The following is a 20,253-nucleotide window of genomic DNA, read 5'->3' on the forward strand; positions in this document are numbered from 1 at the left end:
TATAGCCGAAACGGGTTGCGTCAGACAGGGAAAACCGGCGCGGGCCGGTGGTTCCTGGGACTCCACCCCGGCCCGCCCCGGAAGCGCTCAGGGTTCGTAATCTTCCAGTACGTAGAAATTCTCCCGCTTCTTGGCCTCGACGAAATCGTTGCGCCGGGTTTGGTGGTCCAGGACCATTTGGTTCAAATGCCGGCCTTCGCCGATGGAGGGATCGGCCATCGCCAGGAGGGTCGTGATCTGGCGCGAATTGCGCCAGCCGCCCGGTTCCTGGTCGCGGCAGGCTTGTTCCATGGTGGCGCAGAACATCAGCCCGCATTGTTGCAGCACCCGGCCCGCCGGTTCGGTGGGTAGGCCGGGATCGTTGCCTTGGAGCTTGACCCGGTCCAGTTCGAGGCGGACCTGCCCGAATCCCAAGGGCTTGCCCGTGCCCAGTTGGTGGACGAGGTTGCGGTCGCCGTTCCAGGTCAAGGCCCAGACCAGGCCGCCCAGTTCTTCCGGCTTGAGGTTGTGGAACCTGAGCTTGCCTTTGAAGGTGGCCCCGGTCTTGAGCGGATGCAAGGTGGAAGTCACCTTGCTGGGTTGCAGGCAGCGCGGCGGGTGGAAGGGTTTGCCGGGATAGCGTTTCCAGCCCCTGAGTTCGGCGAATTCGTCCATCAGCGTGGTATAGCCCTGCGCCTCGGGGTCGAGTTGCATCCCGTTGGCGGCGGTGGCTTGGCGGATGTAGTTGGGGTAATAGCTGGGCTTGGGGCTGTTGAGGATGACGGTCACGCTGTCGCCGAAACGGGCGTCCTCGGAGAAGGCGGCCCCGAACGACACCCGGCTTTTCAGGCCGCGGCGGCCCTGGGCCTCGGCCTGGGTGCAACCGAACAGCGTCTCCACGAAATCCAACCGTCCTTGTTCGCAATGGTCCTCGGAAGAATTGCGCAGGGCGTCGTGGATCGACAGCTTGTAGGGCAGCTTGAACATCTGCGCCAGGCCCAGCGAGGCGATGCGGTCGCCCTCGTAGATGAAGAATACCGGGATGGCATCGCCCGATTGCCAATGGCGCTGCTTCCAATATTCCCAGTCCTTGGAATCCTCGTGGATTTTGAGGAAGCCGCGCATGACTTCCTTGCTGGGTTCGATGGGGTGCTGTTCGGTGTGGTAGAACAGGAATTCCATGTGCTTGCGCGGGCTGGGCTGGCCGGTCAGCACCAAGCGGCCCTTGCGCTTGCCCTGGCCGATCTGGGTGGCTTTGCTGTAGCGCAGCAGGTTGCCCCGGCTATGGGGATGGTCGCGCAGCGGGCCGGGCTCGAAACGGATGTCCGGCTTCCCGCCCAGTTCCTCCCATTTGCGGTATTTGGCCTGGGCGCTGCGCTGGCTATCGTCGAGCTTGCCCAGCACGAAATCCTTGAATTCCCGGCCCGCATCCGGGCTGAGCAAGGTCATCAGATCGTCGTGTTCGATGCGCGAATGGCGGCAGGGATAGACCTTCCACACCCCCTGCTCGAAGCGCAGCCAGCCGGTTTCGGCGCGGGCGCGGTAGGCCCGGCCCACCTTCTCGGTCATGGCCTTGGCATAGGCGGGCATCCCGCCCGAGAGGTCGCGGATCCCCAGGTGGCGGTCGTCGATCAGGTGCATCTTGCCGAAGGTGGCGATTTCCAGGACGTTGCGGATCATGCCGCGCAGGCTGGAACCGGGGATCATGGGGCGGCCATCGGGGGCGATGATGAAGCGTTTCTCGCCGACCTCCTGCTCATGGGCCACCAGCAGGGGCGATTCGGTATAGAGCGTGAATTCCAGGGTGCCGCCGATGCCGTCCGAGAATGGCAGGTCGTGGCTGGCGGACGCGCTCCACGGCGGGAAATACACCCAATCGGCCAGCGGCACGAAGTTGTACGGGGCTTGGATGCCGCGCAGCGCGATGGCGGGGCGGGGGATGGCGCTCATATTGGGTTTGCTGAACTCGCGTTTGGCGTTGGGCGCATCTTGCGCGGGCGGGTTGGCCCTGGAATCGCGGCGGTGGATGGGACGGTTCATGGGAGGATACCTTGGGCTGGGAGGTTGAAAGAGGCCTAGGCGAAACCGAGCAAGCGGGCGGCGAATTGACGCCAACCCGTGTCCTCGTCGTAGCGCCAATACACCCGGTAGCGCAGGCGGGCGCCGAAGGCTTGGCCGGTGGCGGGCAGGTGGTCGACCCCGGCCAGGGACCGTTCCTGGCTGAGGTAGCCGCCGTCCGCGGCGGGGATGTCGGTGATATGGGTCAAGCGCCAGCCTTCGGCGACCCGGCGCACCCACAGGCTGCCGCGTGCGCCCGCCAATTCCCCGGCCAGGATGGGGTCGAAATCGCCATCGGGACCGGGCCGGGATGCGCCCCCGAGGACCAGGGCCAGCCGGGATTGGCGTTCCAGCCAGCCGGCTTGGGCGTCGAAGCCCTGGATGGCTTGTTCCACCGCGTCCGGGTCGGTGGCGAGGCTGGATTCCAGGCGGACCACGCAGGGCACCAGGTCCGGGAGTCCCGGCGGGCCGAGTTCCCGCCAGGCCTGGGCCAGTTTGAGCTTCCGCCAATCTTCGGCGGTGCGGTGGGCGCGGTTCATGGGGTGGACTCCTTGAGTTCGTCGCGGACGATATCGCCCTGGAAATAACCCAGGCCCCGCGCGCTGGCCGCGCCCAGGGCCAGGCGGCCTTCGAGCAGGTCGTCCAGGGTGGCGCGGAACGCCTGCCTCACCGCCTTGGGGGCGCCCCGCCAAATATCCTTGGCGACCCGCAGCCGCAGTTGGAAGGCATTGCCGTAGACGGCCTCCTCGCAATAGAACACCCCGTCGCGCACCCCGCCGGTGAAGCGGTCCAGGCTGTTATGGGCCAGCCGGAAGGTGGCGGGATCGTCGGCCACCGCGTCCTCGATCAACACATGGCCGCCCCGGCCCCGGGCCGGGTCCGGGCCACCGTGGCCGAACAGGTAGCGGGTGGCGGGATTGTGGTCGGGGGTTTCCTGTTCGAGGCGGCGGGGGTCGAGCCCGTCGGCGTAGCGCCGGGTCAGGCGGTTGTAATGGAAGGCCGTGCGGTGGGCCAGGGCACCCTTGACCGCGCTGGCCGGGACGATCACCCGCCGCCGGGCCAGATGCCCCCTGGTACCGACCCAGGCCACCCGCTCCTCGGTATAGGGCAGCGCCTCGCTGGACCGGGTGGCGTCCGTCACCGGGATATCGCCGCCCCCGAAGCGCCAGAAATCCTCCGCCTCCAGGTTGAGGTCCAGCCGCAGCCAGTTGCCGGACAGGCCGGGGTCCGCCACCAGTTCGATCTCGCGCAAGGCTTCGGCGGGCCGGTCCAGCCGCCGGGGGTGGCGGGCATAGGCCCGGAAATCCGCCGGTTCGCGCAGATCGAAGCGCCGCTCGGCATAGCGTTGGATGTGCAATTGCCCGTAGCCGCGCCGGGTCGCCCCCCCGAGCCGGAATTCGGCCCCGGCCAGCACCGCTTGCAGCGCTTCCCAGGCCGGGGCCAGGGCGTCCCCGGTCCCGTCCCACAGGGCCATCTCGAAACTGAACCGATGTCCCGGCGCGACGAAGCGCTGTCCGAACCGGCCTTGGAACTGGGCGACGCCCCGGGTTCCCAGGCGCATATGGTCGCGGTGGGGCAGTTCGTTGACCGCGAAGGCCGAGAGCAGGGGGTCGCGGGTCCAGGCGCGTTCCAGGTCCAGGCCGTCCATGGGATGGTCGTGGCCATCGTGGATATGCGCCCAGGTCACGGAGAGGGGCGAGGGCGTGCTGTCGTGGTCGCTGGCTTGGCCGAACACCGCCCGCGTGGCCGCGAGACCCAATCGCCGCGCCAAGGCGTGGCGCAAGGCGCCGGCCAGGGCGGTGCCGGGGATGGCCGGGAGGCCATTGGCGTCGGTGACGACCTGGGTGTCGAACAAGGTGTTATGGCGGCCCGTGGACAACGACAGGGGACTGGTGGCTTCCAGGGTGATCCGCGCCAGGCGGAGGATGGGCGTGTTGGCCTGCATCGGGGGACTCCTAAGGTTTGGCGGCGAGGCGGCGCTGGGCCAATTCGGCCAGGAGGCCGATGGCGCTGGGCGCGTCCTCGGGGCGTTCGGCCAGCTTGGTTTCCAGCCAATCGCGGTAGGTCAGGGGGTGGCCCGCCGCGTTGGCGGTGGGCCGGTTCCAATCTTCCGGATGGGTGCGGCACACCGCGTTGGCGTCGCCGAACAAGGCTTCGCGCAAACGCCAGTGGCTGTGCGGCGCGGCGGTGGCTTGGCGGGCCGCTTCCGCGACCCGGCCCCATTGCGAACGTCCGGGGGAAGCGGCTTGGTCTTCGCGCAGGCCGTTGAGGCGGCGGGCGTTGCGTTCCAATTGATCCAACTCGGCCAGGGCTTGGCCGGCCCAATGGCGCATCCCGCCTTGCACCGAGCGGGTTTCCGCCGCGTCCAGCAGCCAGCGGGCCAGGGGATGGTCCGGCAGGCCGGGGGCCGGGGTGGCCGGGGTGGCCGGGGTGGCCGGGGTGGCCGGGGCCGTTGCCGCGAAACAGGGATGCCGGGTCGCCAGCAGGGCCGGGGCCAGGGCGCAACGGCCCAGCCCGGCCTCCCGGTACAGCCCTAGCCCCTGCTCGATCCGCGCCGCCAAATCGGCCCAGGCCACCGTGTCCAAAGGTTCGCGCAACCGGTAGGCCAGCACCGAGCCTTGGCTCAGCACCTGCCGTTCCGAGCCATAGAGCTGGTGGAAGCCGTTGTAGGGCGAATAGGCCCGGCTGGCGGCGAAGGTCTGGCGCGGCAGGGGGTCGGCGGGTGGCAGCCCCAGGTCTTCCGCCGCCGGGGCCAGGGTCGGGAAGCCATGGCGGTCGCAGGCGGCGAGGTCGGAGAGCAGCCACAGGCTCAGTTCCGGCCCGGCCGCCTCCGAGCGCGGGGGATTCGCCAAGGGCCGGGCCACCGGCTCGCAACGGACCCGCCCGTATTGGGCCGAGCGGGAGCGCCCGAAATGCAGGATGGGCCGCGCCGCGAAGAACGCTTCCAACGCCGCCACCAAGCCCGCGGCGACTTCCGCGTCGTAGGCGATCTCGCCCAGGAAGTGCTGCCCTTCGGCCAGGCTCTCGTAGCCGAACGTGCGTTCTTCCGCCGGGCGTCCGCTTTCGCGGGAAACCACGGTTTTCATGCGGAACAGCAGCTTGGGCTTGAGGTATTGGCCGGACAGGGCGACATAGCCCCGTGGCAAGGGCAGCGCCGCCGGGGGCGGGGCGGCCGGGTGCCCGTGCATGAAGTTGTGGACATGGTCGGCCCTGATCCGGCCCCGCTCGCACCAGCCGGGCTGGCCGGCGCTACGGTGCCAGCACAGCGGCAAGGGCCAGGCCGGTTCCCCGCCCACCACGGGCAAGGCGTTGCCGAAACGGACCTGGCCGGAGTGAAACAGGGTCCAGGCGTCGCGCCGCGACAGCGTCCGGTACAACGCCGCCGCCACCGCGCCCAGGAGGTTGGCGCCGGGCAGGTAATCGAGTCCGGGCTGTCCGCCGGCCGAGGCCGCCCGGCTGCTGATGACCACCTCGTCCAACAGCTCGAAACGCAAACTAAACCGCCCCATGCGTGCCCCCGTCGAGGATGCGCATGGCGCAACGGCCCAGGCCGCGGGTGCGGTAGGCCCCGACCGCGCCCGCCAAGGGCAGGGCCAAGGCGAGGCTGGCCCGCCAACCGGTCGGCAGGTCCGCGCCGGCCAGGGGTTCCAGCGCCGCGTGCAGGGTCACCGGCACGATGGCTTCCATGCCGCGCGGGCGGCGTTCGCGGGTGGTGCCGGTGGATTCGTCCACGGCGGCGGTGAACAATTCCCGCGACAAGGCTTGGCGATAGGGCGTGCTGGCGGGCGCGCCCAGCCAATCGCGCAGGGCTTGGGGCAGGCGGGCGTCGGCCACCCGCAGGCCGCCGGGCAGGCTGTGCGCCTCCGCGCCGTTGGGTGCGCCGAACAGGGCCAGGGTGGTGCCCGTCGGCACATGGTCCAGGGCTTCGCAACGCAGGCATGCTTCGCGCAGCAAGCCCTTGAGCAAACGCCCCGGCACGAAGGGCAGGCCCAGCGAATCGCGTTCGGCCAGCCGGTCGAGATAGTCGCCGCTGCCATTGCCGCTGCCGCAATGCCAATAATCGAGCATTTCGATTTCCAGGATGGTCGCTTCAGGCATGGGCGGGCTCCCGGAAGGAAGGTGCGGGCTGCGTGGCCAGGCCGACCGTCCGCAACACCAAGGCGTCCACCAGCGGGGAAAACAAGCGGTCGTCGCGCCGCCGCGTCGGCCAATCCGGATCGCGGACGCCGAGCGCCGCTAGCAAGGCGTCCAGCCTTTCCAGGCGCTGGGGCAGGGCTTTGCCGACCACGTCGCGCCAGCGCCGGTATTGCCGGGCCGCGTCCTGGGCGGGCAGGCGCAGCAGGAAGGCCAATTGCCGGACCGGCCCGATGGCGAGGTCGTCCTCGCTGAGCAACGCGGCCAGGTCGGCCAGCGCCGACCAGGGGGGCAGGGGTCCGGTGGGAAGTCCGTAACCGGGCAGCCCGTTTTGTAGCGGGGCCGCTTCGGTGTCGGCGCGGAGGACCGGTCCGCTGGTCGCGCCCGCCAGGGCGAACGCCAGACAGGCCGGGGTGGAGCCGCCCGTTTGGGCCTGCGCCCGGCATGCCTCGGTCCTGGCCTGTAGGCAGAGCGTTTCGGCCAGCGGATCCGCCGACCACAACGGGTGCCCGGCCTTGGTGAAGGCGAGGCCCGCGCAGGCCGTCAAGCCCGCGCCCTCGTAGTCCAGGTCGATGCGCAGCCCGGCCAGGAGGCGCTCGGCGGCCGGTCCGAAGCCGGCCAGGAACGCCGCCGCGAACGGCACGCCCAGGTCGGCGCGGACCAGGGCCGTGAATTCGCCATCCCGCAACAAGAGGGGCCGGGCGGGCAAGACCGCGACCCCGCCCTCGCGGGCCGGGGCGGCGGGGACCAGCACCTTGGCGCCGGCCTCGAGCGCCGCCTGCCGCAACGCGGCCTCGACGCCTTGGGAAAATAGGCGGAACAGCGCGGTGAATTCGTCGGGCCGGGTTTCCGCCGCGGCGGACAGGCCGGCCAGCCAACCGGCCTGGCCTTCGACGCCGATACGCAAGGTAGCGAGATAGCCATTGCCGGGCAGCCAGGGAAAGCCGGGTTCCTGGGCGGTGGCGGACTCTTTGGGATGCAGGCGCACCGGCCAGGCCGCATGGCCGGGCCAGCCTTCCATGAGCGGGTGTTCGGCCAGGCTGGGGTGGCGGTCGGGGTTGGGTCCGGGGAACGCATGGCGCTTGCGCAGGCTGGCCGCATCGGAGCCTTCGCGCGGATGGCGCGACTCTAGCACCGCCGCCCGGCCCGAATGGGGATCGCGGCGGGCGATGGGCGGGGCTTCCGGGAAGGCCGGGTCGCGGCGGCGGCTCAGCCAGTCCAGCTCTTGGCCGGCCCGGTAGACCGCTTGGTACTGGGTGTCGCCCGCGGCCAGGGCGTGGGCGAATTCCAGCGCCGGGCAATAATGCCCCACCGCGATCCCCCATAGGTCGCGCAGGCGGCGGGCTTGTTCGGCGGCGTGCGCCCCGCCCAGGACGGCCTGGAAAGCCCCCGCCGTGCGGCGGCAGAAGCGGATATCCGTCCCGATGCCCAGGGCGTCCAGGACGGCGGATAGGGGTTCGCCGCAAATCGATTCGATCAATTTGCCCGCCGCGATTTGTTCGGAGAGGTTCCGGCCTTCCAGGATGTAGTCCTGGACGGAGCGGGCCTCGAAAAGATATGCCCAGTAAGTCACTGTGATTCCTTGGTGGGGGCCCCCGCGGGGAAAAGACCGGATGGCCGCGCCGCGTTGAAAAGGCACCCGCAGTAAATCCCATCCAAAGATTGGGTTCAAGTCGGTAACTTGCTGAAAATTTTGTAGGGAAATCCCTACAAGGCCGGGTCGGGCCGGTGGTGGGAACGGGGCTGGGCGGGCGGGCCGCCGTTTGGAACGGCGAGGCCGGGCCTGGGGATAGGGCGCGGCCCTGGCCGGCTTCGACCGTGGAAAAACGGTCCGTTCACGGCGTCCGCATTGTCTATACTAAGCCCGAACCGCCCTTCATCCGGTACAGCGCCTCCTTTACGATGGCTGGTTTTGCTGGACGGACCCCCTCGCTTGGAACGGCCAAGCCCCCCGTTTTCCCGCATCCGCCCATGTTGAAAAAAATCAAAATCCAAGACCTGCGCCTGGGCATGTATATCCAAGAACTCTGCGGCAGTTGGATGGAGCATCCATTTTGGAAAACCTCCTTCAAACTGGAGCGCCAAAAGGATTTGGACACGCTTTTGACCTGTGGCATCGAGGAACTATGGATCGACGCGGCCAAGGGTTTGGACGTGGAGGCCAGGGTCCAGACGGTATCCCCGGAAGCCCAGAACGCCGAGGTCGATACCGCGCTGCGGCGCGCGGCCCGGTCCGACAAGCCCATCTCCAAGGTGGCGTTGCGCGACGAACTGGCGCGGGCCAAGAAGGTCCACGCCAAGGCCAAGCAGGCCGTGGTCGCCATGTTCACCGAGGCCCGCATGGGCAAGGCCATCAAGCTGGAGCAGGCCGCCGCCCTGGCCGACGAGATCAACGCCACCATCGCCCGCAATTCCGGCGCCCTCCTCAGCCTGGTCCGGCTCAAGCACGCCGACGACTACACCTATCTGCATTCGGTCGCCGTCTGCGCCCTGATGATCGCGCTGGGGCGGCAACTCGGCTTGGAGGATGATTTGGTGCGGGAAGTCGGCGTGGCCGGGTTGCTGCACGACGTGGGCAAAATCTTCATTCCCCCCGAAGTCCTGAACAAGCCGGGGCGGCTGACCGACGCGGAGTTCGAGACGGTCAAGCGCCACCCGCGGTTGGGTTGGGAACTGCTCCGCACCACCGACGGCATCCGGGAGATCGCGCTCGATGTCTGCCTGCACCATCACGAGCGGATGGATGGCCGGGGCTATCCCGACCGCCTGTCCGGCGAGGCGCTGAGCCTGTTCGCGCGGATGGGCGCGGTCTGCGATGTGTACGACGCCATCACCTCGAACCGCTGCTACAAAGCGGGCTGGGAACCCGCCGAGGCCCTGCGCAAGATGGCCGAATGGCGGGATGGCCATTTCGACCCGGCGGTGTTCCAGGCCTTTATCAAGGTCGTCGGCATCTACCCCACCGGCACCTTGGTGAAACTCAAATCCGGGAAGCTGGCCGTGGTGGTGGAACAAACCCCCAATAACCTCCTGTCCCCGGTGGTCAAGGTATTTTTTTCCACCCGGTCCAATTCCCCCCTCATGCAGGAAACGGTGGATTTATCGAAATCCCAGGACGCCATCGCCAGCCCGGAGGAACCCCGCAAATGGGGGTTCGACAAGGATAAGCTTTTGGGGTTATGAGCGGGGCCGGGCCGGGGAATCCACACCAACCGATAAAGGGGTGGAACCAGCCGGATGAATTGCTAATAAGATACCGAAAAAACCGCGCTTGGAATCCAAGCGCGCTAACCAACCAGAGGCTCCATTATGAACCCTAGGGAAGAAGAACTCTTGCAAGCCGCGCAGGCGGTCTTGAAATCGGTGGCCATTCCGGCCCAGCCCCGGATCGTCATGGAATTGATGAAGCTATCGAACCAGCCGGGGGTCGATGTCCATCAGATCGCCAAAAAGGTGGAAAAAGACCCCGCCTTGGCGGCGAAGGTCTTGAAAGTCGCCAACTCCCCCTTGTTCGGCCTCAAGCGCTCCCTGGATTCCATCGGCCAAGCCCTGCATCTGATGGGGTTCCAGTTGTTCCAGCGGGCGATATTGGCTTCGTCCTTGCGCGATGTGTTGCAGGGCGACCGCTCGCCGACCAGCGAGGTTTTCTGGATCCATTCCGAACTGACCGCCCGCTGCTGCGAGGTCGTCGCCAAGCGGCTCAGGCCGCAACTGGCCCAGCAGGCTTATCTGGTCGGGTTATTCCATGATTGCGCAATCTCGATATTGGGCAGGAAATTCCCCGATTACCAGGATTTGGTTTACAAGGCTTTGAGTTGTCGGCAGGAAGTGGTCGAGGAAGAGGAGCGGCGCTACTCCACCAATCATTGCGTGATGGGGTATCTATTCACCCGTTCGTGGTATCTGCCCGAGACGGTGCGGCTGGCGATACTCCGCCACCACGATGGCGAGCCGGAATATTCGGACGATATCGATGCCCGGACCTTGGCCGCGATCCTGAGGGTGAGCGAATACATCGTCCAGAATTACGACGCCTCGGGGAATATGAAAGCCGTCGAGGTTTCCGAATGGCTGGAGGCTAACTCGGGGCTTCTGGATATTCTCGGACTTTATCCCCAGGATATGGTCGATATCGAGGAACAGTTCCTCGATGCGATCCGATGAGCCGCCGTCCTCAGCGCGATCCGCCCGCCGCCGCCAATAGCCCGATCAGGCCGCCCGGATAGACCCCGAGTCCCAGCAGCAGCAGCGCCAGGAATCCCAGCACCACACCACCCGCCCAGGGCAGCGGCACCTTGGATGCCGCCCCGTCCGCCGGGGCCGGTTCCCGCGCCATCTGGACGATCACCCGCAGGTAGTAATACAGCCCCAACCCGCTGCCCACCACCAGGGTGCCCAGCAGCGCCCACAAAGCGCCCCGCCCGCCCGAGGCGAACACATAGAACTTGCCGACGAAACCGGCGGTCAAGGGAATCCCCGCCAGCGACAACAGCGCCAGGGCCAGCACGCTGGCGGGCCAGGGCCGGGTGTGGAACAGCCCCAGGTAGGCGTCCAAGTGTTCGGCCTCGCGGTCCTGGGGGCTGAGGACGGCGACCACCCCGAACGCCGCCAGGCTGGTGATGAAATAGGCCGCCAGATAGAACAGCAAGGCTTCGGCGGCGAATTCCGCGCCGACCCGCCCGCCCGCCATCAGGATGATGACCAGATAGCCCATGTGGGCGATGGAGGAATAGGCCAGGAGGCGCTTGAGGTTGTCCTGGCGCAGGGCCAGGAGGTTGCCGGCCAGCATCGACAAACCCGCCATCAGGCCGAGCGCTTGTTCCAGCGCGGGTTCTTGCGCCAGGCCACCGGCCAGGGTGTAGCGCAACAACAGGACCAGCACCGCGCCCTTGGCGACCGTGGCGAGCAAGGCCGTGACCGGCACCGGCGCGCCTTGGTAGACATCGGCGGTCCAGAGGTGGAACGGGAACAGCGAGAGCTTGAAGCCCAGCGCGGCGGCGATCAGGAGCAGGCCGGTGAGGCTGAGCAAGCCGCCGTCCGCCGTCTGGGCGAAGGCGGCGAATTCCAGGCTGCCGGTGTCGGCGTAGACCCAGGCCATGCCGAACGCCAGCAAGCCCGAGGCCGTGCCCGACAGCACCAGATATTTCATGCCCGCTTCCAGGGGCCGCCCGTCCCGGCACGGGTAGGCGATCAAGGCGAACAGCGACACGCTGAGGGTTTCTAATCCCAGGAAGAACCCGGCGAAATGGTGGCTCGCTGCCAGCACGAACGCGCCCAGCAACGCGGTCAGCAGCAACACATAAAGCTCTTCGGGCCGCTCGGCGCGGTTGGCGAAATAATCCCGGCACAGCACGGCGACGCACAGCCCGGCCAGTCCCGCCAAGCCCATGAAGGCCAGGGCGTAGCCGTCCACCCGCAGCAAGGGCGTGACCGCGCGCGGGGCCAGTTCCGCCGCGAACGGGATCGAACCCAGCGCGGCCACCATCCCCGCCAGGGTCAAAGCGAAGATCAGCCCATGGCCGCGGTGGCAGGCGATGGCCAGCAACGCCAGGACCACGCTGCCCGCCAAGGCCAAGAGCGGTGACAGGGCGACGAGTTCGGCGGCGGCGATCATGGCGGGCTCCGGTGGGCGAGGCTGGGTCTGACGACGGGATGTGGCGTGGCGTGGATGATGTCGATCAAGGGTTGCGGATAAAGGCCCATCGCCAAGGTGGCGGCGATCAGGACCGCCAGCGCCGCCGTTTCCCTGGGGCCGCAATCCTCGATCCCCTGGGCTTCTGGCCGCGGGCCGTGGAAGGCGCGTTGCACCAGGATCAGCGCATAGGCCGGCCCAATGACCAGCCCCAAGGCCGCCAGCGTGGCGGTGCCCTGGTGCAATTGGAAAGCGCCGGCCAGCACCAGGAATTCGCCGACGAAATTGCCGAGGCCGGGCATCCCCAAGGCCGCGACCGAGAAGAACAGGCCGATGGCGGCCATGCGCGGCACCACGCCCCACAAGCCGCCCATGCGGTTCATATCGCGGGTGTGGAGGCGGTTCTGCAAAGCCCCGGCCAGCATGAACAAGGCGGCGGCGCTGAGGCCGTGGGCCAGCATCGTCAGCACCGCGCCCTGGAAGCCCAGCCCGGTCTGGGCGTACAGGCCCACCAGCACGAAGCCCATATGGCTGATGCTGGAATAGGCGACCAGCCGTTTCATATCGGTCTGGGCGAAGGCCAGCATCCCGCCGTAGATGATCCCCACCACGCCCAGGCCCATGGCGGTGGGCGCGAATTCCGCCGTCGCCCCCGGAAACAAGGGGATGGCGAAGCGCAGCAACCCGTAAGCCCCGGTCTTGAGCAAAACCCCGGCCAGGATCACGCTGCCGCCGGTCGGTGCCTGGGTGTGGGCGTCCGGGAGCCAGGTGTGCAAGGGTACGGTCGGCAATTTGACCGCGAAGGCCACGAAGAAGCCCAGCATCAGCCAGCGGGCGGTGGCGGGATCGAGTTCGGTGCCGAGCAGGGCGAAATAATCGAAGCTGAATTGGCCGGTCTTGGCTTGGTGCGACAAGGCCAGCACCACCGCCGCCAACAGCATCGAAAGCCCGCTGACCTGGGTGAACAGGAGGAACTTGAGGGCGGCATAGCCCCGGTTCTCGTGTCCCCAGACCGCGATGATGGCATACATGGGCAGGATCATCAGTTCCCAGCACACGAAGAACAGGAACAAATCCAGCGCCAGGAACACGCCCAACGCCCCGGCCAGGGTCCACAGCAGGCAGGCATGGAACGGCCCGGTCCGTGCTTCGATCTCGCGCCAGGACACCGCCACCGCCATCAGCCCCAGCAGCACGGTGAGGGCGGCGAGCAACAGGCTCACCCCGTCCAGTCCCAGATGGAAACCGATGCCGAAGCGGGGAATCCAGGCCAGCCGGATTCGATCCAGCCAGACCCCGTCCGCCGCCGCCCCCGGCGCGGTGAAATACGGCACCAACCAAGCCCCGGCCAGGGCCAAGCTCAGCAAGGCCAACCAACGCGGCGCGGCGGGATGCGCCCGTTCCGCCGCCCAGCACACACCGCCCCCCGCCACCAAGATCCCGACCAGCCACACCAGCATCATGACAAAATCCCCAAGGCGAGGGCGAGCAGGGCACCGGACGCCAAGCCCGCCGCGTACCAGCGCAACTTGCCGTTCTGGGTGGCGGCCAGGGCGCGGTGGCCCTCGCGGCCGAGATAGGCCAGGGCGTGGCTGAAATCGTCCAGCACATCGGCGCGGTTGGCCTCGGCCAGCCAGCGGAAGGGCTCGACCAATAGCCGTTCATACAGCCCATCGAAGCCCCAGCCGCTGTGCCAAAACCGATGCAGGGCGGCCCCCCAGGGACCGCGGACCAGCTTGTCCGTCGACCATTCCCGGAATAGGTAGAACTTCGCCGCCAGCCAGATACCGGCCCAGGGCGCGAGTTCGGTGGCGAGTTGCAGCGTATAGGGCAGTTCGCCGGCGGGGGGGGTGGGGAACAGCCCGCCCAAGGGCAGGCCGAACCAGCCTCCGGCGATGGCCAGCCCGGCCAGGATCAGCAAGGGCGCGGTCATGGCGAAACCCAGCTGTTCGCGGGTGTTCGGGGTTTCCGGCCCGTAGAAGGCGACGAAGATCAAGCGGAAACTATAAAGCCCGGTCAAGGCCGCGCCCAAGACGCCCGCGCCCCATAGCCATAATCCTTGCGGCGCGGCCTGGGCGGCGCTCAGGATGGCGTGCTTGCTGTAATAGCCCGAGGTATAGGGCAGGGCGCTCAAGGCCGCGGCCCCGATCACGAAGCACCCGAAGGTCAGTGGCAAGCGCCGCCTCAGCCCGCCCATGCGGAAGATATCGTGTTCGTGATGATAGCAATGGATGACCGCCCCGGCGGCGAGGAACAACAGCGCCTTGAAATAGGCGTGAGTGGTGAGGTGGAAAACCGCCGCGCCATAGGCACCCACCCCCAGCCCCAGGAACATATAGCCGAGCTGGCTCATGGTCGAATAGGCCAGGATGCGCTTGATATCGCGTTGGACCAGGGCCGAGCAAGCCGCCATCAGCAAGCCCGCCGCCCCCAGATAAGCCACCACTTCCCGTACCGGCGGGGCCAGTTGGAACAGGGCATAGGTGCGGGCGATGAGATAAACCCCGGCGGTGACCAGGGTGGCGGCGTGGATCAGGGCGCTGATGGGCGTGGGACCGGCCATGGCGTCCGGGAGCCAGGTTTGCAGTGGCAATTGCGCCGATTTGCCCACCGCGCCCCCGAGCAATAAGGCGGCGGCGACCACGGGAAAGACGGTGTTCACGGGCCATTGCAGGGTGGCGCGTTGCATCAGGGTTTGGATATCGAGGCTGCCCAGCACCTCGAACAGCAGCAATAGCCCCAGCAAGAACGCCATATCGCCGACGCGGGTCATGACGAAGGCTTTGCGGGCGGCGGCCCCGTTGGCCGGGTTCTCGTACCAGAAACCGATCAGGAGGTAGCTGCACAGCCCCACGCCCTCCCAGCCCGCATAAAGCAACAACAGGTTGTCCGCCAATACCAGCAACAACATGGCGGCGACGAACAGGTTCATATAGGCGAAGAAGCGGGCATAGCCCGGATCGTCGGCCATGAATCCGGCGGAATAGAGATGGATGAGGAAACCGATGCCGGTCACGATCAGCATCATATTCAGCGACAGGGCGTCGAGATACAGCCCGAAGCCGGAGGAGAATTCGGCGACCCGCAGCCAGGTCCACAGCGGCAGTTTGTAATAGGCGATGTGATCGCCCAGGAAGTGCTGGCCGATCAGCCCCGCCAGTACGGCGGCGAGCCCGACCGAACCCGCGCCGATCCAGGGCGTGAGGCGGCGCGGCATCCGGCCCTGGCTCAGGACCAGCACCACGAAGCCCAGCAAGGGCAGGGCGGGGATTAGCCAGAGATGGTCCAGCATGGGGTGGGCTCCTGTTGTTGTTTTTGCTCGTTCCGTCGCTGGCCGGGTCGGTCGAAGCTCAAGCTGCGGCGCGGGGTTTTGTGATCGTTCCCACGGTTTCCGTGGCAATGCATCCTATGACGCTCTAGCGTCGCGAGCCGGGACGCTGAAGCGTCCAGGGCGGCGTTCCCAAGCGGAGCTTGGGAACGAGCGATGCGGTGTCGATTCATCCCCGCATCCCGCTCAAAGCATCCGCGTCCAAGGTTTTGTAAGTCCTATAAATCCGCATCACCAGCCCCAAGGCCACCCCGATTTCCGCCGCCGCCAAGCTCAGCACCAACACGAACATGATCTGCCCATCCGCTTGGTTCCAACGGGAGCCGGCCACGATGAAGGCCAGCCCGGCGGCGTTCAGCATGATTTCCAGCGACATCAGCACCGCGATCAGGTTGCGCCGCATCAACACGCCGGTCAGTCCCAGCGCGAACAAGATGGCCGACAGCGCCAAGCCATGTTCCATCGGGATGATGCCCGCGTTCATCGCGCCACCTCCGGCCTGACCAGATGGTAAGCCCCGACCAACCCGGCCAGCAGCAGCATCGAGGCCAATTCCACCGCGATCACGTACGGGCCCAGCAAGGCGATACCGACCTCCTTGGCGGTCACGATATGTCCGGTGGGATGGCGTCCGTCGCCCAGCAGGACCACATAGACGAATTCGATCAGCAACACCGTCGCCATGGCCGAGGGCCAGCGCCAAACCGAGGGTTCCAGCCAGCGTTTTTCCTGCTCCTGGGTTTGCTGGCCCAGGTTCAACATCATCACCACGAACAGGAACAGCACCATGATCGCCCCGGCGTAGATGATGACTTCCAGCAAGGCCGCGAAATACGCCCCCATCAGATAGAACACCACCGCCGAGGCCAGCAGGGACAGGATCAAATACAGCAAGGCATGGACCGCGTGGGCGCTGGCGACCACCAAGAGCGTCGCGACCACCGCGACCAGGGCCGCCGAATAGAACAGGATGGACAGCATCACGGCAGCAGGCTCCGGATATCGACCGGCGCGGCTTCGTGCTCGGCCCCGCCCTTGTCCTTGCCGGCGATGCTTTTGCCCGCCACCCGGTAGAAGTGGTAATCCGGGTATTTGCCGGGACCGTCGATGAGGAGGTGGGGCTTTTCGTAAACCATATTGTGGCGGTCGTATTCGCTCATCTCGAAATCCGGGGTGAGTTGGATGGCATAGGTCGGGCAGGCTTCCTCGCACAGCCCGCAGTAGATACAACGCGAGAAATTGATGCGGAACCATTCCGGGTACCAACGGCCCTCCGGGGTTTCGGCCTTTTGCAGGGCGATGCAGTCCACCGGGCACACCACGGCGCAGAGGTTACAAGCCACGCAGCGTTCCTGCCCATCCGGGTCGCGGGTCAGCACGATGCGGCCCCGGTAGCGCGGCGCGAGCTTCGGCATCTGTTCCGGGTACTGTACGGTGTCGGCGCGGGCGAAAGTATGGACCAAAACCGTCCATAGGGTCCGCACCTGGCTGAGGAAACCGCCGATCAATCCCATAGCAGCAGCGCTCCGGTCGCCAATAGGTTCAGCAGGGACAAGGGTAGCAAGACCTTCCAGCCGTAGGCCATCAATTGGTCGTAGCGGGGGCGGGGCAGGGCGCCGCGCAGGAGGATGAACAGCAGGATGAACAACAGGGTTTTCAGGACGAACCAGACCACCGGCGGCAACCAGGGGCCGAGCCAGCCGCCGAAGAACAAGGTCACGATCATGGCCGAACCCAGGGTGATGCCGATGTATTCGCCGACGAAGAACATGCCGAATTTCATGCCGGAATACTCGACATGGAAGCCCGCGGCCAATTCGGTTTCGGCTTCCGGCAGGTCGAAGGGACCGCGATGGCTCTCGGCCACGGCGGCGACCAGGAACAGCAGGAAACCCAAAAACTGCGGCACCACGAACCAGCCGTCCCGCTGCGCCTCGACGATAACGCGGAGGTCGAAGCTGCCCGCCAGCATCACCACGCCCATCACCGACAGGCCCATGAAGACTTCGTAGCTGAGGGTTTGCGCCGCCGCTCGGAGCGCCCCGAACAAGGCGTATTTGCTGTTGGAGGCATAGCCCGCCAGGATCACGCTGTAGACCGACAGCGAAGCCAGCGCCAGGAAATACAACAATCCGAAACCCAGGTCGATGATGCCCACTCCCGGCGCGATGGGCACCACGGCGAAGGCGGTCAGTCCGGTCAGCATCACCACGGTGGGGGCCAGCACGAACACCGGGGCGTCGGCGAAGGGCGGAATCCAATCCTGCTTGCTTAGCATCTTCAGCATGTCGGCGACGATTTGGAACAAACCCAAGGGTCCGAGCCGGTTGGGTCCGAGCCGGTCCTGCCAAATCGCCAGGAGCCGCCGCTCGACCCAAATCAGCCAAGCCGCCACGACGATCAAGGCCGCGAGGATCGAGACCACATTGAGGGGCGAACCCACGTTCATGGTTGTTCCTCCTGGGGAGCCCATACTTCCACCCGTTCGGGTAATCCGCCCGGAACCCCGCCTTCCGGGAGGCCGATCACACCCTGGGCCAAGCCCGGTTCCGGGCGCAGCGGCAAATCCAAGCGGCATCGCTCCCAGGCCACGGTCACGCCATCGCCAAGGCCCAGCCGGGCGATATCGTCCGGGTGCATGAGGGCGCAGGCGGCGGGGGCCCGCTCGATGATGGGCGCGGCCAGGGCGCTGAGTTCCTCGCCGCCGAAAATCCGGTGCAGGATGACGGCGCGGAAATCGGGTTCGTCCGGGGAAAGGAGGGGCGGAATATCCTCGAACCAACAGGGCGCGGGGGTGTCCGCCGGTTCGATCAAGCGCACGCCCGGATCGCCGCCGCGCAAAGTCCCGCCCGCCTCGTCCTGGAATTGGGTCGTCGCCTGCTGATGGGAGTTCCAGTGCGGTGCCCAGGCCACGGGCCGCAAGGCCGGGGGAATCCCGGACTCCGCGCCTTCCATGCTGTAGCTCAGGGCCGAATCGGGATCGTCCGGCGGCTTGGGTTCGTGCAAACGCTGGTCGGCGTGCATCGCGGTCCTGCCGCTGTAGCGGGCCGGGGCGCGGGCGATCTTGTCGCCCTCGATGCGGAAACCGGCAGCGGGCGCGGCCTCGACGATGCGGGCGAACACCGGCAAGGCTGCGGCGCAGGCGGCGGTGACGGCGTCGAGGTTTTGCCAGGTATCGCGCTGCGCGGCGAACGGCCAGCGCCAAGCATCGCGGGCCGCGCCCAGGGGCGGCATGACCGAGAAGAAGCGTTGCGCCCGGCCTTCCAAGCTGACCAGGGTGCCTTCGGTTTCGGCGAAGCTGCCGGAGGGCAGGAGCAAATCGGCGCGGGCGGTGGTGGCGTTGCGGCTGTGGTCGATCACGATGCGCTGGCGGAACCGGGCCAGGGCCGCATCCACCAAGGCGGCGGGTGCGCGGCGGTAGAGGTCGTTTTCCAGCACGATCAAGCTGGACGCGTCGTTTTCCCGCGCCGCCGCGAAGGCGTCCTCGACGCTGTGCCCATCCATCAGCGCCAAGCCCAGTGTATTGCATTCCGGCACGGCGTAGCACAGGTCCACCGTGGGCACGCCGCGCTTCACGGCCAGGGCGCGGGCGATATTCCCCGCCGCCCGCACCACGGCCAGGCTGGCGCAGCCCATCCCCGACACCAGCAAAGGCCGTTCGGCGGCGGCCAAGGTGGCGGCGATGGTTTCCGCCAAACCGGCTTCCATTGCGGATAAGCCGACGACTGGCGGCGCTTCGGCGTCCAGCGCGTGGGCTATGGCGAAACCCAGCCGGGCGATGGCTTCCGGCGTGGCGCGATGGGTCGCGCTCGCCACATCGTCCAGCCGGGTCGGCGCGGGGCTGGCGATGAACAGCGGGCTTTTTTCGGCCTGGGCCGCGTGGCGGGCGGCACTGTCCAACCAAGCGGGAATCTTGAGCGCCGCGGCGATAGCCAAGCCCCGGTTGCGTACCGCCTGCCGCAAGGCCAGCGCCAAGCGCGGCGCGGTGTTCGTCACGTCCTCGCCCAACACCAGCACGGCGTCGGCCCGTTCCATTTCCCGCACCGCGGGCACCCGCACCGGCCAATCGTGCAGGATGTCCACAATCGCCGCTGCCAATCCGGCCTCGATGCGGGAAAACCCGGCGTAGAAATTCGCAGGCCCGACCCGTTCCCGCAACGCGAAATTGGCCTCCAACGAAGCGCGGGGCGAACCGATGCCGATGACGTGCCCGTTCATCCTCCGGGCCCACTGGGCCACGGTGGCGTGGGGCGAGACCGGCTCGCCTTGAAGCTCCGCGTTCATGATCCGCTGCCCGCCGTTGACGAAGCCATAGCCGAACCGGCCCCGGTCGCACAGGAAATAGCCGTTCACCGCGCCGTGATAACGGTTGATGACGCGCCGCAGCGTGCCCAAGCGCTCGCCGGGGCTGATATTGCAACCCACCGCGCAATGTGGGCAGATCGACGGGGCGTAGCGCAAATCCCATTTGCGGGCATAGTGGGCGCTGAAGGTCTTGTCGGTGAACACCCCGGTCGGGCAGACCTCGGCCAGATTGCCGCTGAATTCGCTCTCCAAAACCCCGTCTTGCGCCCGCCCGAAATAGACGTTATTGCGGATGGAAAACACCCCGAGATCGCCGCCACCCGCGTAATCGTTGTAGTAGCGCACGCAGCGGTAGCAGGCGATGCAGCGGTTCATCTCGTGGTTGATGAAGGGGCCGAGCTGTTGGTTGCGGTGGGTGCGTTTCAAGCCCCGGTAATGGCGGACGGTATGGCCGGTCATCAGGGTCATGTCTTGCAGATGGCATTCGCCGCCTTCTTCGCAGACCGGGCAATCGTGGGGGTGGTTGGTCATCAAGGTTTCGATGATCCCGGCGCGGAAGTCCTGGGCTTCCGGGGCTTGGAGGTCGGCGCGGAGTCCTTCGGTGACGGGCGTCAGGCAGGCCATGCCCAAGCGGCCCTTGGGGTCGCTCTCATCTTTGTAGAGCCGCACCGCGCATTGCCGACAGGCACCGACCGAACCCAGGGCCGGATGCCAGCAGAAGTAAGGCAGGTCCAGGCCCAGCGACAAACAGGCTTGGAGCAGGTTGCCGCCGGTGGGGACTTCGTGGGCTTGGCCGTCGAGGATGATTTTCGCCATG

The 20,253-nt window shown here is 67.0% G+C and carries 16 protein-coding genes; 2 read left to right on the top strand and 14 right to left on the bottom strand.

Going from position 1 to position 20,253, the window contains the following annotated elements; all coding sequences use genetic code 11:
• Window positions 1-87: 87 nt before the first annotated feature.
• Genes K5658_RS08650 through K5658_RS08675 form a run of 6 tightly spaced genes read right to left on the bottom strand, consistent with a single transcriptional unit; the run spans window position 88 to window position 7,744 of the window.
• Window positions 88-2,019, bottom strand: a complete 1,932-nt coding sequence (locus K5658_RS08650) for a TIGR03986 family type III CRISPR-associated RAMP protein (RefSeq protein WP_221066539.1) — start codon at window positions 2,017-2,019, stop codon at window positions 88-90.
• Window positions 2,020-2,054: 35 nt separating this feature from the next.
• Window positions 2,055-2,576, bottom strand: a complete 522-nt coding sequence (locus K5658_RS08655; protein ID WP_221066540.1) for a hypothetical protein — start codon at window positions 2,574-2,576, stop codon at window positions 2,055-2,057.
• A complete protein-coding gene (locus K5658_RS08660) occupies window positions 2,573-3,982 on the bottom strand; it encodes an RAMP superfamily CRISPR-associated protein (protein WP_221066541.1) in 1,410 nt (469 codons plus the stop codon). The genes K5658_RS08655 and K5658_RS08660 overlap by 4 nt, the downstream gene beginning before the upstream one ends.
• A 10-nt stretch (window positions 3,983-3,992) precedes the next feature.
• Window positions 3,993-5,531 (bottom strand): hypothetical protein, encoded by a 1,539-nt coding sequence (locus K5658_RS08665; protein WP_221066542.1) that lies wholly within the window; start codon window positions 5,529-5,531, stop codon window positions 3,993-3,995.
• A 1-nt stretch (window position 5,532) separates the two neighbouring features.
• The gene (locus K5658_RS08670) at window positions 5,533-6,135 is read right to left on the bottom strand and encodes an RAMP superfamily CRISPR-associated protein (protein WP_221066543.1); all 603 of its coding nucleotides are present in this window, start codon (window positions 6,133-6,135) and stop codon (window positions 5,533-5,535) included.
• The gene (locus K5658_RS08675) at window positions 6,128-7,744 is read right to left on the bottom strand and encodes a hypothetical protein (RefSeq protein ID WP_221066544.1); all 1,617 of its coding nucleotides are present in this window, start codon (window positions 7,742-7,744) and stop codon (window positions 6,128-6,130) included. The genes K5658_RS08670 and K5658_RS08675 overlap by 8 nt, the downstream gene beginning before the upstream one ends.
• A gap of 398 nt (window positions 7,745-8,142) precedes the next feature.
• Between K5658_RS08675 and K5658_RS08680 the strand changes: the two genes are divergently transcribed.
• Together K5658_RS08680 and K5658_RS08685 are read left to right on the top strand one after the other, a co-directional pair.
• A complete protein-coding gene (locus K5658_RS08680; protein WP_221066545.1) occupies window positions 8,143-9,354 on the top strand; it encodes an HD-GYP domain-containing protein in 1,212 nt (403 codons plus the stop codon).
• 126 nt (window positions 9,355-9,480) lie between these two features.
• A complete protein-coding gene (locus tag K5658_RS08685) occupies window positions 9,481-10,335 on the top strand; it encodes an HDOD domain-containing protein (RefSeq protein WP_221066546.1) in 855 nt (284 codons plus the stop codon).
• Between the two features lie 10 nt (window positions 10,336-10,345).
• Here K5658_RS08685 and K5658_RS08690 read toward each other — a convergent pair whose 3' ends face one another.
• From K5658_RS08690 to nuoG, 8 genes are all read right to left on the bottom strand, one after another.
• A complete protein-coding gene (locus K5658_RS08690) occupies window positions 10,346-11,785 on the bottom strand; it encodes an NADH-quinone oxidoreductase subunit N (protein ID WP_246628599.1) in 1,440 nt (479 codons plus the stop codon).
• Window positions 11,782-13,266, bottom strand: a complete 1,485-nt coding sequence (locus K5658_RS08695) for a complex I subunit 4 family protein (RefSeq protein ID WP_221066547.1) — start codon at window positions 13,264-13,266, stop codon at window positions 11,782-11,784. Before K5658_RS08695 ends, K5658_RS08690 begins: the two co-directional genes overlap by 4 nt.
• A complete protein-coding gene (gene nuoL, locus K5658_RS08700) occupies window positions 13,263-15,095 on the bottom strand; it encodes an NADH-quinone oxidoreductase subunit L (protein WP_221066548.1) in 1,833 nt (610 codons plus the stop codon). The genes K5658_RS08695 and nuoL overlap by 4 nt, the downstream gene beginning before the upstream one ends.
• Before the next feature lie 205 nt (window positions 15,096-15,300).
• Window positions 15,301-15,615 (bottom strand): NADH-quinone oxidoreductase subunit NuoK, encoded by a 315-nt coding sequence (nuoK, locus tag K5658_RS08705; RefSeq protein ID WP_221066549.1) that lies wholly within the window; start codon window positions 15,613-15,615, stop codon window positions 15,301-15,303.
• Window positions 15,612-16,112, bottom strand: coding sequence for an NADH-quinone oxidoreductase subunit J (nuoJ, locus tag K5658_RS08710; RefSeq protein ID WP_221066941.1), 501 nt, complete (start codon window positions 16,110-16,112; stop codon window positions 15,612-15,614). Before nuoJ ends, nuoK begins: the two co-directional genes overlap by 4 nt.
• Window positions 16,112-16,645 carry an NADH-quinone oxidoreductase subunit NuoI gene (nuoI, locus tag K5658_RS08715; RefSeq protein WP_221066550.1) on the bottom strand — a complete coding sequence of 178 codons (534 nt, stop codon included), beginning with the start codon at window positions 16,643-16,645 and terminating at the stop codon, window positions 16,112-16,114. Before nuoI ends, nuoJ begins: the two co-directional genes overlap by 1 nt.
• Window positions 16,636-17,580, bottom strand: a complete 945-nt coding sequence (gene nuoH, locus K5658_RS08720; protein WP_221066551.1) for an NADH-quinone oxidoreductase subunit NuoH — start codon at window positions 17,578-17,580, stop codon at window positions 16,636-16,638. Before nuoH ends, nuoI begins: the two co-directional genes overlap by 10 nt.
• On the bottom strand, window positions 17,577-20,252 hold the full coding sequence (gene nuoG / locus K5658_RS08725; RefSeq protein WP_221066552.1) for an NADH-quinone oxidoreductase subunit NuoG: 2,676 nt from the start codon (window positions 20,250-20,252) through the stop codon (window positions 17,577-17,579). Before nuoG ends, nuoH begins: the two co-directional genes overlap by 4 nt.
• Window position 20,253 lies beyond the last annotated feature (1 nt).

The sequence above is a fragment of the Methylomagnum ishizawai genome (assembly GCF_019670005.1).
Taxonomy (GTDB): Bacteria; Pseudomonadota; Gammaproteobacteria; order Methylococcales; family Methylococcaceae; genus Methylomagnum; species Methylomagnum ishizawai.

Coding starts and splice junctions, on each gene's coding strand:
- K5658_RS08660 (WP_221066541.1), bottom strand. CDS start 3,982: ATGCAGGCCAACACGCCCATCCTCCGCCTGGCGCGGATCACCCTGGAA.
- nuoL (WP_221066548.1), bottom strand. CDS start 15,095: ATGCTGGACCATCTCTGGCTAATCCCCGCCCTGCCCTTGCTGGGCTTC.
- nuoJ (WP_221066941.1), bottom strand. CDS start 16,112: ATGCTGTCCATCCTGTTCTATTCGGCGGCCCTGGTCGCGGTGGTCGCG.
- K5658_RS08670 (WP_221066543.1), bottom strand. CDS start 6,135: ATGCCTGAAGCGACCATCCTGGAAATCGAAATGCTCGATTATTGGCAT.
- K5658_RS08680 (WP_221066545.1), top strand. CDS start 8,143: ATGTTGAAAAAAATCAAAATCCAAGACCTGCGCCTGGGCATGTATATC.
- nuoI (WP_221066550.1), bottom strand. CDS start 16,645: ATGGGATTGATCGGCGGTTTCCTCAGCCAGGTGCGGACCCTATGGACG.
- nuoH (WP_221066551.1), bottom strand. CDS start 17,580: ATGAACGTGGGTTCGCCCCTCAATGTGGTCTCGATCCTCGCGGCCTTG.
- nuoG (WP_221066552.1), bottom strand. CDS start 20,252: ATGGCGAAAATCATCCTCGACGGCCAAGCCCACGAAGTCCCCACCGGC.
- K5658_RS08655 (WP_221066540.1), bottom strand. CDS start 2,576: ATGAACCGCGCCCACCGCACCGCCGAAGATTGGCGGAAGCTCAAACTG.
- nuoK (WP_221066549.1), bottom strand. CDS start 15,615: ATGAACGCGGGCATCATCCCGATGGAACATGGCTTGGCGCTGTCGGCC.
- K5658_RS08690 (WP_246628599.1), bottom strand. CDS start 11,785: ATGATCGCCGCCGCCGAACTCGTCGCCCTGTCACCGCTCTTGGCCTTG.
- K5658_RS08685 (WP_221066546.1), top strand. CDS start 9,481: ATGAACCCTAGGGAAGAAGAACTCTTGCAAGCCGCGCAGGCGGTCTTG.
- K5658_RS08650 (WP_221066539.1), bottom strand. CDS start 2,019: ATGAACCGTCCCATCCACCGCCGCGATTCCAGGGCCAACCCGCCCGCG.
- K5658_RS08695 (WP_221066547.1), bottom strand. CDS start 13,266: ATGATGCTGGTGTGGCTGGTCGGGATCTTGGTGGCGGGGGGCGGTGTG.